We start from the raw sequence: 16,328 nt of genomic DNA on the forward strand, positions 1-16,328 counted from the left end.
CAAAGTGGCTAAACAGAACATTATCGTCGTCGGCGGGGGCCTGGCTGGGCTGATGGCAGCAGTTAAAGCAGCGGAAGCAGGCGTTCACGTCGACCTTTTTTCTTTAGTTCCAGTGAAACGTTCTCACTCTGTCTGCGCACAGGGCGGCATTAACGGTGCGGTGAACACGAAGGGGGAAGGAGACTCGCCTTGGGAGCATTTTGACGATACCGTGTACGGCGGTGACTTCTTGGCGAACCAGCCCCCGGTCAAGGCAATGTGCGAAGCGGCGCCGGGCATTATCCACTTGATGGATCGCATGGGGGTTATGTTCAGCCGGACCTCCGAAGGCTTGCTTGATTTCCGCCGTTTCGGGGGCACGCAATACCACCGGACAGCGTTTGCGGGCGCGACGACAGGCCAACAGCTGTTGTACGCGCTTGACGAGCAGGTGCGGCGTTGGGAAGCGGCAGGACTCGTGACGAAGTATGAGCACTGGGAGTTCCTGTCCGCTATCATTGATGATGAAGAGATTTGCCGAGGCATTACCGCTCAGGATCTGCGCTCTATGGATATTAAGTCATTCGTGGCGGATGCGGTCATTCTGGCGACTGGCGGCCCTGGCATTATTTTCGGGAAAACAACGAACTCTGTCATTAATACAGGAACAGCGGCGAGTGCGGTATATCAACAAGGGGTGCGTTATGCGAATGGAGAATTCATTCAGATTCACCCGACGGCGATTCCGGGCGATGACAAGCTGCGCTTGATGTCAGAGTCGGCGCGTGGAGAAGGCGGACGCATCTGGACTTATAAAGATGGCAAGCCATGGTATTTCCTCGAAGAGAAGTACCCGGCTTACGGGAACTTGGTGCCGCGTGATATCGCAACCCGTGAAATCTTCCACGTCTGCGTAGATTTGAAGCTGGGCATTAACGGGGAGAACATGGTGTACCTGGATCTGTCTCATAAAGATCCGAAAGAGCTGGATGTGAAGCTAGGCGGCATTATTGAAATCTATGAGAAATTTATGGGCGACGACCCACGCAAAATTCCGATGAAAATATTCCCGGCCGTTCACTATTCGATGGGCGGCATGTGGGTCGATTATAACCAAATGACCAACATTAAAGGGTTGTTCGCCGCAGGAGAATGCGAATATCAATATCACGGTGCGAACCGTCTTGGTGCTAACTCCCTGCTGTCGGCCATCTTTGGCGGCATGGTTGCCGGCCCGAAAGCGGTGGAATATATTCGTGGTCTCGATAAGTCAGCCGAAGATGTCGCTTCTAGCGTATTTGAACGCGAGGCGAAGCTGAGAACGAATAAATATGAAAGCCTGTTAAGCATGAATGGTACAGAGAATGCGTACGTGCTCCATAAAGAGCTTGGTGAATGGATGACGAACAACATGACTGTTGTCCGTTATAATCACAAGCTGGAAGAGACGATTCATAAGATTAAAGAGCTGAAGCAGCGCTACAATAACATCAACATGACGGATACCGCCCGTTGGAGCAACCAAGGCGTAACCTTCACGCGTCAGCTGTGGAACATGATCGAATTAGCGGAAGCTATGACGCTGGGCGCTCTGCTTCGCGACGAAAGCCGCGGCGCGCACTACAAGCCGGATTTCCTTGAGCGTAACGACGAGCAGTTCATGAAGTCGACGATTGCGACATGGACGCCGGATGGCCCGCAAATCAGCTATGAAGATATAGACGTATCGTTGATCGAGCCGCGCAAGCGCGACTACACGACGGATAAGCAGAAAGATAAGAAGAAAGGAGAATAACGATGGCGGAAGCTGTGGCTCAATCTAAAAAGATCAAGTTCATTGTCACGCGTCAGGACGCTCCGGACGCGCAGCCGTATACCGAGGAGTTCGAAATTCCGTATCGTCCGAACATGAACGTCATTAGCGCGCTTATGGAAATTCAACGCAATCCGATCAATTCAGGCGGCAAGGATACATCTCCAGTGTGCTGGGAGTCGAACTGCTTGGAGGAAGTGTGCGGCGCATGCTCCATGGTCATTAATGGAAAGCCGAGACAGGCTTGCACCGCGCTCGTCGATAAGCTGGAGCAGCCGATTTCTCTGGCACCGATGAAGACGTTCCCAATCGTGCGCGACCTCGTTATTAACCGTGAGCGCATGTTCGATGCTCTGAAACGGGTTAAGGCTTGGATTCCGATTGACGGCACGTATGATCTCGGTCCCGGACCGCGCATGGCGGAGACGAAGCGCCAGTGGGCGTATGAACTGTCCAAGTGCATGACGTGCGGTGTCTGTCTAGAGGCTTGTCCGAACGTTAACGACAAGACGAGCTTCATCGGACCTGCTCCCATTTCCCAGGTGCGGCTGTTCAATGCGCATCCGACGGGGGAGATGAATCAGGATGAGCGCTTGGAGGCACTGCTTGACGATGGCGGTATCGAAGGCTGCGGGAACTCGCAGAACTGTGTTCGCTCCTGTCCGAAAGAGATTCCGTTGACGACATCCATTGCAGAAATGAACAAAGATACGACGAAGCTCATGTTCAAGCGTTGGTTTAAGATGTAGTTCTTCGCTTGTGACGAACCATATAGTATGGATAAGAAATGAACATTATTATTAGATATTTGCGCCTCGATTGCGGGGCGCTCTTTCTTTTTAGACAACCTCTATGAAATATCTAATGGAGGCGATATTCAATGACAGAAGAGATTATTCAGCAGCACGACACAGACGACATCGTCATTACGCGATCGAACCACGATCTTCAAGCTGTATACTGGACATGCGAGCGCCAATAATTTTCATCTTTATTACAAGTTCGGATACGCAACGGAGAATGGGCAGCATATTCACGAGCAGCTGACTCTCTTGTATTTGGTGAAGCGCCGCCCTGACAGCAGTTCCTGACAAGGTGGCGCTCAGCTATTACAATGACCGGTGTTTCAACACATACTTTAAGCGCCCCAATGCGCGGCATCGGCATCGATTCCTTGCTAAGCTCGGCCCAAATATATTTCAGCAGCAGCTCTTGCTTTAACGGTTGGGATGAGACATCGTCCCACAGATTGCGGATCTCGTTCGGGTCTTCTTTCAGATCGAACAGCTCGCCGTATGTCTGATTGTAATAGACGGTCAGCTTATACCGCTCATCGACATATGTTTTCTGATGAATCGTCGTCGCTTCATGGCGGAATTCACAGATGGCGTGTTGTCGTGCGGGAGTGGATTCGTCCTGCCATACACCGCGCTGATCCACTCCTATCATAGCGTAAGGAATCCGGGCTCCGGCGAAGGACAGAAATGTCGGTGCCAGATCGACGAGCGATTGGAGCTGATCGCTTCGCGTCCTGCTGGGATAACGCCTGGGTAACGGACGATAAATGGCAATTTGATTAAGTCTTCGTAATGAAATCCACCCTTGGCCTGCAGACCGTGCTGCCCGAAGAAATGCCCTTGATCCGAAGTGAAGACGATTAGCGTGTTGTCTGCCAGACCGAGCGCATCCAATTTATCCAGGATTGCGCCGATGTACTTATCCATCAGGCTGATCATGCCGTAATAAGTTGTGACGATCTGCTTGCGCCGCTGTTCGTCACGGATAACATGCGAGTGATAGCCGTGAATGGAATTGCCCGATTCGCGCCATGCGCCGAAGTCTGGATTATCTTCCTGCGTCATCCGAAAATGAGGCGGATTGTTGTCATGCTCTCTTGGAATCAGCTCCGGGATCGTTACCTGTTCCGGGTCGTACATGCTATGCCACGGTTCAGGCGCGAGATATGGCGGATGCGGGTCGAAGAAGCTGAACCAGAGCAGAAGCGGCTCTCCGTCTTGTTGATATTGTTCCAAAAGGGCATTGGTCCGCTCCGCAATCCAACGGTTATAGTGATATTCCTCGGGAATCGGCCAATGGAAGGCTTGCTCCGGGTTCATCGTGCCGGTAGGCGGAGTGAAATAGTCGCGCCAATTGGAACAGCCGTTATATCCGTGCGCTTCGACTTGAGGAGGCGGAACGCCTGTTAAAGCAAGGGAATCTGTCAGTTACAGATATTGCGCTGTCGGTCGGCTATGGAGACATTTATTCGTTTACGAGCGCCTTTAAGCGAAGCATCGGCATGTCACCGTCCCATTACAGAGACAAGTATGTATTAATCGAGCAATCTTCGACAGATGGCTAAGGCGAAAAATAAATTATGAATATTTAGTGAAATTTTTAGTATTCGAAAGCTTCAATATGTTTTATAGTAAAAAGTAAATATATTTCAGTCAATGTCTCCCGCATCCTTGAATCGAATCGCATTACAGCAACTGCGATGAAAGCCCAAAAACAGGGGGTGTTATTCATAATTATCCATTTGTCTGAGAAAGACAAACACAGATGGAAGCAGAGCGGTCTTTTTAGACGGCTGAAGGCGATTGTAGATGATTGGGACCCATTAGGTTTATTGGCGCTAGGCGCGCCGAACGATGAATACGACTGCTTGACCGTACATATTGTCGAACTGTATGAAAGGCAGTTAGACATGCCGGAAATGGCAGAGCGATTGGAACAGTGCATGGAAGAGCATTTCGGAATTGGGCCGAGCATAATGGGGCCGGAGCGATTGCAGTTATGGCGGGAAGGAACCGCTTCGTTTTGTAAGCGCTTAGAATGGGAGCGGGAGATGTTGGCTGAGAATCAATGAGTATCAATGGAATGGTTAAAGCGCTTATCATTGAGCTGGTTCTACTCTTGAATAAGGGTATGAGCCAGCTCATTTTGTTGCAATCATGTAAGAGCGAGTGAAGAACAATTCATGACCTATATAAGTGGAAAATAAGCTATTTTCCACGGTCGAAGCAAGCCCTATTGGAAAATATACAGTAAAATGTACGGATTGGGCGGCTAAACGGCATGTGGACTGTATTTGTCCAGTGGATCTGGCTGCTTTTCAGCGATTACTGCTGAAGAGTGTCTAAGCACTGTATGAATTCCAATGGAATCTGCGATAAAGAGAGATACACTGCATTTTCTTTTCATTGCACAAAATTCAATGCAGGATGAGACAAGGGGGGATACGATCAAGCCCCCAGCCTTGCTTTATCTCTTCGAAGAGGAAATAGGTCGGATAAATAGAGTCGAATACAATCAAATCTCGAAAGATTATAAGCTCAACTTATATAAATGCACTAAATTATAGCGAAGCGGGCTCAGAGAAAAAGAGCCCGCTTGGATTGATAATCTTGCAGTATGTCATTTTCTCTTCGGCGCACTAGCGCATCAAACGCTTCATGATGTCTTTGCGGTTTTTGGCACCGGGGTAGCGGAAGGAAATGTCGAACCAGGTGGGCTGATACAGTACGCTCTTCTTGTGGCTGAACGCATCAAAGCTGTATTTTCCATGATAACTGCCGATGCCGCTCTCGCCGACGCCACCGAACGGGAGGTAAGGCGTCGCGATATGCATGAGCGTATCATTGATGCATCCGCCTCCGAAGGAAATGCGCTCCACCACCCGTTCCTCCAGCCTGCGGTCCTTCGTGAAGAGATAGAGCGCGAGCGGCTTCGGGCGTGCCAGAATGGCCAGCTCTGCCTCATCATACGAATCGTAGGTCAGGACAGGCAGAATCGGGCCGAAGATCTCCTCCTGCATCACAGGCATCTCCCACGTCACTTCAGTCAGAACGGTAGGCGCCATGCGGCGCTGCTCCTTGCTGATCTCACCGCCAAAGGCAATCCGGCCATCCTGTAAGAAGGGCTGAAGTCGTTCTATATGCCGCTCGCTCACGATGGAAGCATACTCTAGGCTCTGGAGCGGATCATTCCCGTAAAATCGCCGCACCGCCTGATTCAATTCGTGAACGAACTGGTCGCGCCGTGAGTGGTGGACATATACATAATCCGGCGCGATGCACGTCTGGCCGGCGTTGGTCCATTTGCCGAAGGCGATGCGTCTTGCTGCAAGCGCGATATCGGCATCTTCATGGACAATGCACGGACTCTTGCCGCCGAGCTCCAGCGTCACCGGGATAAGCCGCTTTGCCGCCGCATTCATGACGATCTTGCCGACATGAACGCTGCCGGTGAAGAAAATAAAATCAAACGGCAGGTCGAGCAGCTGTGTGCTCGTCTCTACCCCGCCTTCCACCACAGTCACATGACGCGGATCGAACGTTTCCTTAATCAATCGCGCGATGCAAGCGCTCGTGTGCGGCGTCAGCTCGGATGGCTTCACCACCGCTGTATTGCCGGCTGCAAGCGCACCGATAAGCGGTGCTATCGCCAATTGGAACGGATAGTTCCATGGCGCGATAATTAGCGTGCAGCCGTACGGCTCGGGCACAATCTTGCCGCGGCTTCCTATATGCGTCAGCGCCGCTTTGACCTTGCGCGGCTTCGCCCAGCGCCCAACTCGCTTCGCCGCGAGCCGCGCTTCCTCCAGGACGATGCCGATTTCGGTCATATAAGCTTCGGCCTCGCTCTTGCCCAAGTCCATGTGCAGCGCACGGACGATGTCGCCCTCCATGTGGGAGACAGCACTATGCAGCGCTGTCAGTGCACGCCTGCGCATGGCAATGCCGCGCGTATTGCCTTCGTGGAAGTACGAGCGCTGAGAAGATAGTATATCCGCCGGTATAGACATGAATGGAAGCCTCCTTTCCGCAATAAAGTTGTGTATTCCAGTGAAAACTATTACTTCTCGGTGCTGAAAAGTTACTTTTTAAACACGCATTATGAGATCATTAAACCATATTATTCGGGCATTTGCATTGCTTTCCCCACTGATTCATAATAAAAGCAATGAGTGATAAAGTGGGGAATGATGGTGGAATCTCTGTCGAGAAGAAACGCAAATCAGCGTCCGGAACGGAGCCCGGGGCGGCGCCGCTTTCTGCGCAGGCTGCTTGGCGTCATGATCGGTGTTCCCGCCGCTGCGGCGGGTTATGCCCGATTCATTGAGCCGTTCATGCTTCGGCAACGAACGTTACACCTTTCTTTGCCGCGGCTGCCGCAAGCTTTCAACGGTCTTACGATTGCACATCTTACAGATATTCATTTTGGCCACCATATGAGCGCCGAGCGGCTGCAGCAAGTTGTCGACGACATTCAGGCGGCCGAACCGGACCTCATATGCCTGATGGGGGATTTAGTAGAGGACCGTGAAGTATCGGTCGCGCAAGCGATCCCGGTGCTGCGGCAATTGACGGCGCCACTTGGCAAATTCGCGGTGCTCGGCAATCACGATTATGAGCGCGGCATGGACTTGGCAAGCGAAGCCTTCGAGGCTTCTGGCTTTCAGGTGCTGAAGAATGAGAGTCACCTGATTGAACGTCACGGGGCCGTAGTAGCCGTTGCAGGGATCGATGATGCCCTCAAGGGCATACCTGATATGAACGCAGCTCTGCGCGGCATAGCTGCCGATACGTGCAGCATTCTGCTTGCTCACGAGCCGGATTGGGGCAAGGAAGCGCTTAATTACCCGATCGATCTTCAGTTATCAGGACATAGCCATGGCGGACAGGTTCGGCTTCCTTTCTTTGGGCCGCTGCTGCTGCCTAGACTTGGAACACGCTATCCTGACGGCCTATATGAGTTGGAACGGACAGGGGGAGAAACGCGATCCCTATTTATTTATACGAGCCGCGGGATAGGGACGACCGTGCTTCCCATTCGCTTTTCCTGTCCGCCGGAGTGGACGATAATTACGTTATCAAAGAGCTAGTATCGGCATAAACCTTGCCAATGAAGCATAGCAAAGAAAATATGGATCGATAGCCAGCAACACGTTAGGACGTGTTTCAACCAATTACATTGCAGAAACGGTCTGAATAATAATAATTGCTACCTAGAGAGGAGACGATGCGAAATGCAGTCCATTGCCATCATTTCAGATATACATGGAAACATACAGGCGCTGGAAGCAGTGGTCACCGATATTAAGCGTCAAGGCGCTGATCGGATATATTGCCTAGGAGACCTGGTCGGCAAAGGACCGAATCCAGCAGAAGCGGTCGACCTCCTGTTCGAACATTGCGACGTGATCGTGCGGGGGAATTGGGACGATCTCGTCCTGCAAATCGAAGATGATGATCAATTCCGCTGGCATGCGGAGCAGCTCGGAAGCAAACGATTGGAGATGCTTAGCAAGCTGCCATTCTCGCATGATTTCATTATGAGTGGCCGCCATATTCGGCTCGTTCACGCTTCGCCGCAAAGCGTCTATCATCGCGTTCAGCCATGGGATGATCTGGAGAAGCGTCTCGGCATGTTCGAATTTACATCTTCTTTAAGCGAGCCGCTGCATCCTTGCCAACCGCCGGATGTCGTTGTATACGGAGACATCCATAACGCTTACTTGCAGCACCTGCAGGGCCGGACGCTAGTCAATTGCGGCAGCGTAGGCAATCCGCTGGATATGACGCAAGCGTCATATATTATGCTGCAGGGCCATTGCGGGCAAGTGCATGCGAGTGAATTCTCCATTCATTTTCACCGTGTTCCATATGATATCGAACATGCCGTACGTGCGGCGGAAGAAGCGGGCATGCCTGGTCTTAGGCCATACGTGCGCGAGCTGCGCACCGGCGTATACCGAGGCTTGCAGAAGGCCGAGGAATAGCCTGAAAGAGGTTGTTCTAATAGCGACCCTTTTGAATACGCAACGAAAGTTACTTTGCTCTTCCCAAGCGCTTATCATGGTGATACGATAGTATCCGTTGCTTTCATTACGGAGCGACTTCATTATGTAATAAGCGAACGGAAAGGTGGAGACATCAAGTGAAAGCGCAGCAGTGGTTCACTCATCCTGTCGGCATGACGGTCAGCGCCGTACTGGCCACATTATTGTGGGGAAGCGCCATGCCGGCCATCAAGATTGGGTACGAAGAGCTTGGCATTGCTTCGCAGGCGACGCATGAACAATGGGTGTTCGCGGGGTACCGTTTCCTTTTGGCTGGATTCATGCTCATGTTGTTCGCGGCATGTGTCAACCGTGCCGCTCGTCTGGGGAATCCGACGATACGACCCAAGCCGCGGCGTACAGGATGGCGTGTGGCACGCCTTGCCGTCATTCAGACTTTTTTGCAGTATTTATGTTTTTATATCGGCTTAAGTTTAAGTACGGGCATGAAGGGAGCTATCATTACGGGAGCAACCTGCTTCTTTCAAATGGTTGTAGCTCGTCTCATGGATGGCAACGAGAGCTTCACGCCAGGCAAGACGTTAGGCTTGTGTCTTGGATTCGCTGGCGTCATCATCGTCACGTTGAATCAGGGCGGAATGGCAATGTCGCTTGGTATCGGGGACGTATGTCTGATTCTGTCCGCATTGTTTGGCGGATGGGGCAACGTGCTGGCCCGCCATGAAGCTAGAGATTTTCCCGTATTATGGCTTACCGGACGACAAATGGCGCTCGGCGGCTTCGGACTCATCGTCATCGGAGCGTGGCGCGCTGGCTGGGCGCCTTTCCATTGGGATACCGCTTCGGTTATGCTGCTGTTGTACTTGGCCTTCCTCTCGGCAGCGGGATTTAGTCTATGGAATATGGTCATGAAATATAACAGTGTGGGCAAAGTATCGATGTTCTTATTCCTTATTCCGGTATTTGGCGTCTTGCTGTCCGCGTGGCTGCTTGGCGAAGCGTGGAATGAGTGGACGCTCGCAGCGCTTGGACTTGTGGTGGCGGGAATTCTCGTCGTCAACCGATCGGCGGTTGCGAAGCAACGTGAGGTAACGATTCACCAAGCCGACAAAGCTTGTTAACATCAATTTAACGATTTGTTACACAACGGTAATATTCCTGTTAACGTCGGTTAATGTTGAGAGGGTATATTGGTAACAAGACCCCCTTTTGATGAATATATATATCCCTTGAGTCGGACCTGAACGCTTCAGGTCCTCTTTTTTTTGTCGTTCACACCATACAAAAAGCCGCTCTAATCGAGCGGCACCTCATGCTTCTGCTTCTCTTTGTAATATACCCAGCGTGTGAACCCGATGTCCTTCAAGCGCGTACGGACTTCCTCCCATTCGTCGCCGACGCGGGAAGGGATATGCGCATCGGAGCCGAAGGTCACATCAACTCCGAAATGGAGCGCACGCTCCAATATTTCATCTGACGGATACCAACCGCCGCTCAGCTTCGTCTTGCCGGACGTGTTAATCTCAATGGCGACCTTGCATTCCGAGATGACCTTGAGCGTGTCGTCAATGACATCCCATGCCTCGATCTCGGAGAACGCCGGATAATTGCCCTTCATCGCATCGATGTGGCCGAGAATGTGGAACATGCCGGATCGCGCGGAATCCTGGATGAGCTCGTAATAGACGCGCTTCTCGGTAATTTTCCGCTCCGTGGACAAGTTCTTCCACCGATTTTTATTGAATATGCTGACGCCGCTCGTATTGTGCACCGAGCCGATGATGTAGTCGAACGGGTAACGGGACAGCACTTCGCGATACAGCTCCGCATACTCCGGAAAGAAGTCGGATTCGATGCCTAGCAGCACATCGATACGTCCCGCATATTCCTGCTTCAATTGCAGAACTTCGTCCACATAGTTGCTGAACTCGCCCTTTGCCATAGCAATATTGGGGAACGGCTGCTCTTCATCGCTGCCGAAATAAGGTGTATGGTCCGAAATGCCGATAACGTGCAGCCCATGCTTGATACCTGCTTCGATATAATCGCGAATGTTGCCATCAGCATGGCCGCAGCGAAAATGATGCGTATGCAAATCAAATTTCATAAATAACCTCCTATTCTGAACCGATGAATTGAGTTTCCGGCATGCCCTTCAAGTCATTTAAAAATTGCTGCATCGCCGAGTTTAAATATCGGCCTGTACGATACATGACCCCAACGGGATGGGCCGTTTCCAACTCATTAATATGTACGATTTGCAGCGATCCGCGACGTAACTCAGTGCTGACCGACAGCTTCGAGATGATAGCTGCGCCCAGGTTGAGCTCCACCATCCGCTTCACTTCTTCGCTGCTGGACAGTTCCATGACGATGTGTGGCTGAATGTTGTATTTGCGTAAGAGCTCGTCTGCAAATTTACGTCCCAACGTGTCGGGTGACAGCACAATCAGAGGGATTTCCCGCAGCATTTCCACCGTGCCGTGCTTATGTTGAGCAAGGGGATGGTCCGGGCTTACTACTAGCTCGAACGTATCGTAGTAGAGCACGGAAGAGACTAAATTCGGGTTCTTTTCATTTAAATAGCCGATGCCGATATCGACCGTTCCGTTCTCGATATGGGCCATGACATGCGAGGAGGACATCGACAGAATCTTTGTCTTAATTAACGGAAATTGGTCCTGAAAATAGGAAAGCACCCGCGGAAGAATCTGAATCGCAATCGATGTCGTCGTACCTAACACAATATGGCCTTGAGGAATTTGATTCAAATCGGCGAGCTTCTGCTTCAAGTCATCGACAATATTTAAAATACGCGCTGCATGTTCAAGAAATACTTGACCGCTATCCGTTAAGGTGACCGGTTGGTTGCGGTCGATGAGCACCGTCTTGAACTCATCCTCCAAGCTCTTGATCTGCGCGGACACGGCGGGCTGCGTCAAATTAAGCAATTCCCCTGCCTTGCGGAAGCTCATTGTTTTGGAGATGGTGGTGAGCGTTTCCAATTGGCTTAAATTCATGAGGGCTCCTCCTATCCCATGCAATGATTTTTGTTGCGTTTACATGCCTTAAAAGAATTTATCATTTTTATCGTAGTAATAAAATTGTTTTCTCAATATACTTCTGATTATAGAGGAAGCGGACTGTCTGAGCAAATGATTGCCAATTTATCTATGCTATATACAAGGAGATGCTGGATTGATTGCCGCCTATCGCAACCGCTCTTTCCGTTACAGCTTTGTTGGATGGGCCTCATTATGATGGTGCTGCTTCTGGCATTCAGCGTGGATGGAATCAATGAGATTCTTCCCAATGCAGCCTACATTGATACGTTGTGCACTGAAGGCTGCTATGGATGAGATCGTAATGTTTGTTTATAAGGAGCGAGCAGCAAAGTTGAGTTAACAAAACTTAATATTTGAAACAGTTGACCCGCTGCCTCGCGATCACGCACAATGAGTGAGGACGTTCTCATGAGAATATTTATATCGTAGGTAGGGGGAGTGCGATGCGCACGAAGGAAGTTCGCAGTTGGATGATGTACGACTGGGCCAACTCCGCGTTCGCCACAACAATGCTGGCGGCGGTTCTGCCCATCTTCTATCAGACCGTGGCCGCATCGAATTTGCCGGCTCATCAAGCAACGAGTTACTGGGCGTTTACGCAGACGATCGGCATGATCCTCGTAGCGTTGCTGTCGCCGATTCTCGGCGCAATGGCCGATTTATCTCAGCGCAAAATGGCCTTTTTGCGCGTATTTGCATGGGCGGGCGCACTGGCGTGCACGCTGATGGTATTCGCTGGCGAGGGCGATTGGATTTACGTATCGGCTTTATTCATCATTGCTACGTTGGGCTTCTCGGGAGGCAACACGTTCTATGATTCACTGCTGCCTGACATTGCTGCGCCGCATGAGCGGGATGAGGTATCCGCCAAAGGCTACATGTACGGATATATTGGCGGGGGCGTCCTGCTAGCCATCAACATCGTCATGCTGGAAATGTGGGAACCGCTCGGGTTTTCAAGCAAAGTGGCCGCGACGCAGGCCGTGTTTTTGACCGTCGGTATTTGGTGGTTTTTCTTCTCCATGCCGCTGTTCAAAAATTTGCGTGATCCGGTTCGAACTGAACGTCGGCCAGTTGCGTATTATGCGAAGCGCGGCTTTGGACGTATTTTTCAGACCGTAAAGAGAATTAAGCATTATCCAGAACTGATTAAATACATTTTTGCCTTCTGGTTTTTTAATGACGGCATATCTACCATCATTGGCATGTCAGCTATTTATGGAGCTGAAATTGGAATTCAGACGAGTCATCTCATTATTGCGTTGCTCATTACACAGTTCGTCGGCATTCCGTTTACGTTCCTGTTCGCCAAGTTCGCTAACCGGCTTGGTTCGAAGCGTTCGCTCTATATTTCACTCAGCACCTATATCATCATCGTGTTTCTCGGATATTTCATGACAACTGCGCTTCACTTCTACATTTTGGCGTTCATGGTCGGGATGGTTCAGGGAGGAAGCCAAGCCGTGTCCCGTTCTGTTTACAGTCAAATGGTGCCGCGCAGTCGAGCGACCGAATTTTTCGGTTTCTTAAGCTTATCGAGCAAAGTCTCGGCCTCTATTGGCCCGGCCGTGTTCGGAGCCGTCGGGTTGTTGACCGGCTCGACGCGGCTTGCCATTCTATCCATATTGCTCTTCTTTATTGTCGGTATCGTGCTGCTTATTTTCGTCAACATCGAGAAGGGACGCATGGAGGCGGAGCGGGAAGAGGAGATGTGGACGACGTCGTCGGCATCGTCCGGCATGCCTTTGAAATAGAGCGGAAAATAGAAACATCACCCCTTATTGTTATCAACAACAATAAGGGATGATGCAAGGGGCTTTTCAATAGCGCAGGAAGCAGGGTTAAGCTTGCTTGTTCAGCGAGCGGGTCACCAGCTTCACGATCTCCACAATTGGAACAATCGAGAGCGACGCCGCAATGACGACGATCCATTGCTCTGTATTCAACATGACGACATTGAATAAATCGTTCAAGCCCGGGATTACGACGACCACGATGACGAGCAGCGCGGAAATGAGGGCCGCATAGTTCATATATTTGTTCGAGAAAAATCCGATCTTGAACAACGAATGCTTATTGGAGCGCACATTGAACGCATGTGTAAGCTGGATTAAGCCCAACGTGGCGAACGCCATCGTGATCGCGACGTTCTCGGAATAATGCGTATGTCCCCAGTAATACGCGAATAGCGTAAGCGCGGCTTCCAGCAACCCTTGGTATACGATGCTGCTGCCAACCCCATCCGCAAAAATGCTTGTCGAGGCTTTGCGCGGCGGCCGCTTCATCATGTCGGATTCCGCTTGCTCAAAGCCGAGTGCGAGTGCAGGCAGTGTATCGGTTACTAAGTTAATCCACAATATATGAATCGGGAACAGTATTTTCCAATTCAACAGCGTTGCAATGAAGAGCGTTACGACCTCACCCAAGTTGGCCGACAGCAAATATTGTATCGTCTTGCGGATATTGCTGTACACTTTCCGGCCCTCTTCCACGGCGACGACAATGGTGGAGAAGTTGTCGTCGGCCAGCACCATATCGGACACTCCTTTTGACACGTCCGTACCGGTAATCCCCATTCCAACCCCGATGTCTGATGTCTTCAACGCAGGCGCGTCGTTCACACCGTCACCGGTCATAGCGACAATCTTGCCTTTCTTCCTCCAAGCTTGAACGATGCGAACCTTATGTTCAGGCGATACCCGCGCATAGACGGAATACTCTGTCACTTTGTCTGCGAAATCCTTGTCGCTAATCTGATTCAGCTCGGTACCGGTCAGTACGCCGCTTTCGTCTTGGATAATGTCTAGTTCCTTCGCAATGGCCGCGGCTGTATCCCGGTGGTCACCCGTAATCATAACGGGACGAATACCCGCCATCTTGCAAATGCGCACCGCTTCCTTCACTTCTTCCCGCGGCGGATCGATCATGCCGACAAGACCACTGAAGACAAGCTCTTGCTCCACCGCTTCGGTGGTCAACTCTTCCGGCAGCCGCTCTGCATCCTGATAGGCAAGTGCCAATACTCGCAACGCCTTGATGGCCATTTCTTTATTCGCGACGGCGATGTCATGGCGGTGTTCGCTCGTCATAGGCACAACAGTGCCATGAATGAAAATATGGCTGCAGCGTTCGAGCAGAACATCAGGCGCGCCCTTCGTCATGATTCGGTATGGGCTTGCCGCTTCAACATTTCGATGCGACGACATGTCATGAATCGTCGTCATCAGCTTGCGCTCGGAGTCGAATGGAATTTCGGCTGTGCGCGGATAGCGCCGTTCGCCATCGCGCTTGTCCAGTCCCTTTGCCAGCGCGAAATCGACCAGTGCCGTTTCTGTCGGATCTCCGATGAAAGATACGTTGTTCTGCGTCCCGGCCGCATCACTTGCTCCTTCTGTAATTTTCGAATCGTTGCAGAGCGTCATCACTTGCAGGAACGACTCATAGCCCTCGACTTGCTGCAATGGTTCTTCCGCCGGGTGCAAGGTACCGTCCAGATAGACATGCTTGACGGTCATTTTGTTCTGCGTTAGCGTACCTGTCTTGTCCGAGCATATAATTTCCGTGCTGCCGAGCGTTTCCACTGCCGGGAGCTTGCGGATAATTGCCTTGCGCTTCGCCATCTTCTGAACGCCCAATGCCAGGATGATCGTAACGATCGCAGGCAAGCCTTCCGGTATGGCGGCTACCGCCAACGAAATGGAAGTGAGGAGCATCTCGAATATTTCCCGTCCCTCGATCAATCCGACGACGAAGATGACAATGGCAACGCCGATAATAATGAACGTAAAATATTTCCCCAGCTCGTTCAGCTTAGTCTGGAGCGGGGTAACCTCATCTTCCTCTTGCGAGATGTAGCCGGCGATTTTGCCGACCTCGGTCTCGGCTCCGGTCGCCGTGACGACGCCGATACCTCGCCCGTAGGACACATTGCTGCTCATATAGGCCATGTTCTTGCGATCCCCGATGACGAGATCGGCCTTGTCTAATGCTTCGACACCTTTTTCAACTGGAACGGATTCACCGGTTAAAGCCGCTTCTTCAATCTTAAGCGAGGCGGATTCGATAATCCGCAGATCCGCCGGCACGACATTGCCAGCTTCCAGCACGACAATATCGCCCGGTACGAGGTCTTCGGCTTTAATGTTCATCGCTTTGCCGTCGCGTACGACCTGGGCATACGGAGACGACATTTGCTTCAGTGCCGTCAGCGCTTGCTCGGCTTTATTCTCTTGAATAACCCCCAGCACCGCATTCAATATGACGACAACCAAAATGATGAGTGAATCTGTCCACTCGCCCAATAAGCCGGAAATCAGCGCCGCAATAAGCAGGATAATAATCATCACATCTTTGAATTGTTCCAGCAGCTTCGCGAAGATGGATTTCCCAGCCGCCTCCTGCAGTGCGTTCTTGCCGTAACGCCGCAGCCGTTCCTCCGCTTCTGCTGCCGACAAGCCGTCTTTGCTCGTCTGCAAATGTGAAATGACCTGTTCGGCCGTTAGGGTGTGCAGCGGCTCGACAGGTTTCTTTGTATCGCTCTTCTCCATAAAAGTCATCTCCTATCCAATCTAGTGTGATGGTTTGAGCGAAAAGTTATGTATTTGCTTGAAGAGCTTGTGCTTCAGAAGGTGTTTTCCTGCAAAAACTAGTACTTCTCGGTGCTGAG

13 protein-coding genes and 1 pseudogene are annotated in these 16,328 nt (G+C 51.2%); 8 read left to right on the forward strand and 6 right to left on the reverse strand.

Annotated elements, in window-relative coordinates; genetic code table 11:
• The first annotated feature begins 4 nt into the window (after nucleotides 1–4).
• Both sdhA and sdhB read left to right on the forward strand, forming a co-directional pair.
• The gene (gene sdhA, locus LQV63_RS12285; RefSeq protein WP_019423708.1) at nucleotides 5–1,774 is read left to right on the forward strand and encodes a succinate dehydrogenase flavoprotein subunit; all 1,770 of its coding nucleotides are present in this window, start codon (nucleotides 5–7) and stop codon (nucleotides 1,772–1,774) included.
• Between the two features lie 2 nt (nucleotides 1,775–1,776).
• Complete coding sequence (sdhB, locus tag LQV63_RS12290) at nucleotides 1,777–2,541, forward strand: succinate dehydrogenase iron-sulfur subunit (RefSeq protein WP_019423707.1); 765 nt, start codon at nucleotides 1,777–1,779, stop codon at nucleotides 2,539–2,541.
• A 199-nt stretch (nucleotides 2,542–2,740) separates the two neighbouring features.
• Here sdhB and LQV63_RS31780 read toward each other — a convergent pair whose 3' ends face one another.
• Both LQV63_RS31780 and LQV63_RS31785 read right to left on the reverse strand, forming a co-directional pair.
• Nucleotides 2,741–3,388, reverse strand: a complete 648-nt coding sequence (locus LQV63_RS31780) for a sulfatase/phosphatase domain-containing protein (RefSeq protein ID WP_325175879.1) — start codon at nucleotides 3,386–3,388, stop codon at nucleotides 2,741–2,743.
• Nucleotides 3,364–3,909, reverse strand: a pseudogene (locus LQV63_RS31785) (sulfatase-like hydrolase/transferase); the annotation flags it as partial. The gene LQV63_RS31780 and the pseudogene LQV63_RS31785, both read right to left, overlap by 25 nt.
• An 83-nt stretch (nucleotides 3,910–3,992) precedes the next feature.
• Here LQV63_RS31785 and LQV63_RS32060 point away from each other — a divergent pair.
• A complete protein-coding gene (locus LQV63_RS32060; RefSeq protein ID WP_407672918.1) occupies nucleotides 3,993–4,154 on the forward strand; it encodes a helix-turn-helix domain-containing protein in 162 nt (53 codons plus the stop codon).
• 135 nt (nucleotides 4,155–4,289) lie between these two features.
• Nucleotides 4,290–4,661: a hypothetical protein gene (locus LQV63_RS12300; RefSeq protein ID WP_083858941.1), complete on the forward strand. Its 372-nt coding sequence runs from the start codon at nucleotides 4,290–4,292 to the stop codon at nucleotides 4,659–4,661.
• A gap of 567 nt (nucleotides 4,662–5,228) precedes the next feature.
• On the opposite strand, the gene LQV63_RS12305 is transcribed toward LQV63_RS12300, so the two are convergent.
• Nucleotides 5,229–6,599, reverse strand: coding sequence for an aldehyde dehydrogenase (locus LQV63_RS12305; RefSeq protein ID WP_233696933.1), 1,371 nt, complete (start codon nucleotides 6,597–6,599; stop codon nucleotides 5,229–5,231).
• Between the two features lie 177 nt (nucleotides 6,600–6,776).
• Between LQV63_RS12305 and LQV63_RS12310 the strand changes: the two genes are divergently transcribed.
• From LQV63_RS12310 to LQV63_RS12320, 3 genes are all read left to right on the forward strand, one after another.
• Nucleotides 6,777–7,679 (forward strand): metallophosphoesterase, encoded by a 903-nt coding sequence (locus tag LQV63_RS12310; RefSeq protein WP_233696934.1) that lies wholly within the window; start codon nucleotides 6,777–6,779, stop codon nucleotides 7,677–7,679.
• A 144-nt stretch (nucleotides 7,680–7,823) separates the two neighbouring features.
• On the forward strand, nucleotides 7,824–8,576 hold the full coding sequence (locus tag LQV63_RS12315) for a metallophosphoesterase family protein (RefSeq protein WP_233696935.1): 753 nt from the start codon (nucleotides 7,824–7,826) through the stop codon (nucleotides 8,574–8,576).
• Nucleotides 8,577–8,734: 158 nt separating this feature from the next.
• Nucleotides 8,735–9,718, forward strand: a complete 984-nt coding sequence (locus LQV63_RS12320) for a DMT family transporter (RefSeq protein WP_019423700.1) — start codon at nucleotides 8,735–8,737, stop codon at nucleotides 9,716–9,718.
• Between the two features lie 173 nt (nucleotides 9,719–9,891).
• On the opposite strand, the gene LQV63_RS12325 is transcribed toward LQV63_RS12320, so the two are convergent.
• Both LQV63_RS12325 and LQV63_RS12330 read right to left on the reverse strand, forming a co-directional pair.
• A complete protein-coding gene (locus LQV63_RS12325; RefSeq protein ID WP_233696936.1) occupies nucleotides 9,892–10,704 on the reverse strand; it encodes a histidinol-phosphatase in 813 nt (270 codons plus the stop codon).
• Between the two features lie 10 nt (nucleotides 10,705–10,714).
• Nucleotides 10,715–11,617, reverse strand: a complete 903-nt coding sequence (locus LQV63_RS12330) for a LysR family transcriptional regulator (protein ID WP_233696937.1) — start codon at nucleotides 11,615–11,617, stop codon at nucleotides 10,715–10,717.
• 488 nt (nucleotides 11,618–12,105) lie between these two features.
• On the opposite strand from LQV63_RS12330, the gene LQV63_RS12335 reads away from it, so the two are divergent.
• Nucleotides 12,106–13,416, forward strand: a complete 1,311-nt coding sequence (locus LQV63_RS12335) for an MFS transporter (protein ID WP_233696938.1) — start codon at nucleotides 12,106–12,108, stop codon at nucleotides 13,414–13,416.
• Nucleotides 13,417–13,503: 87 nt separating this feature from the next.
• On the opposite strand, the gene LQV63_RS12340 is transcribed toward LQV63_RS12335, so the two are convergent.
• Entirely contained in the window at nucleotides 13,504–16,209 is a 2,706-nt protein-coding gene (locus LQV63_RS12340) for a calcium-translocating P-type ATPase, SERCA-type (protein WP_233696939.1), read from the reverse strand.
• Between the last annotated feature and the right edge of the window lie 119 nt (nucleotides 16,210–16,328).

Source organism: Paenibacillus profundus (genome assembly GCF_021369635.1).
Lineage (GTDB): Bacteria > Bacillota > Bacilli > Paenibacillales > Paenibacillaceae > Paenibacillus_B > Paenibacillus_B profundus.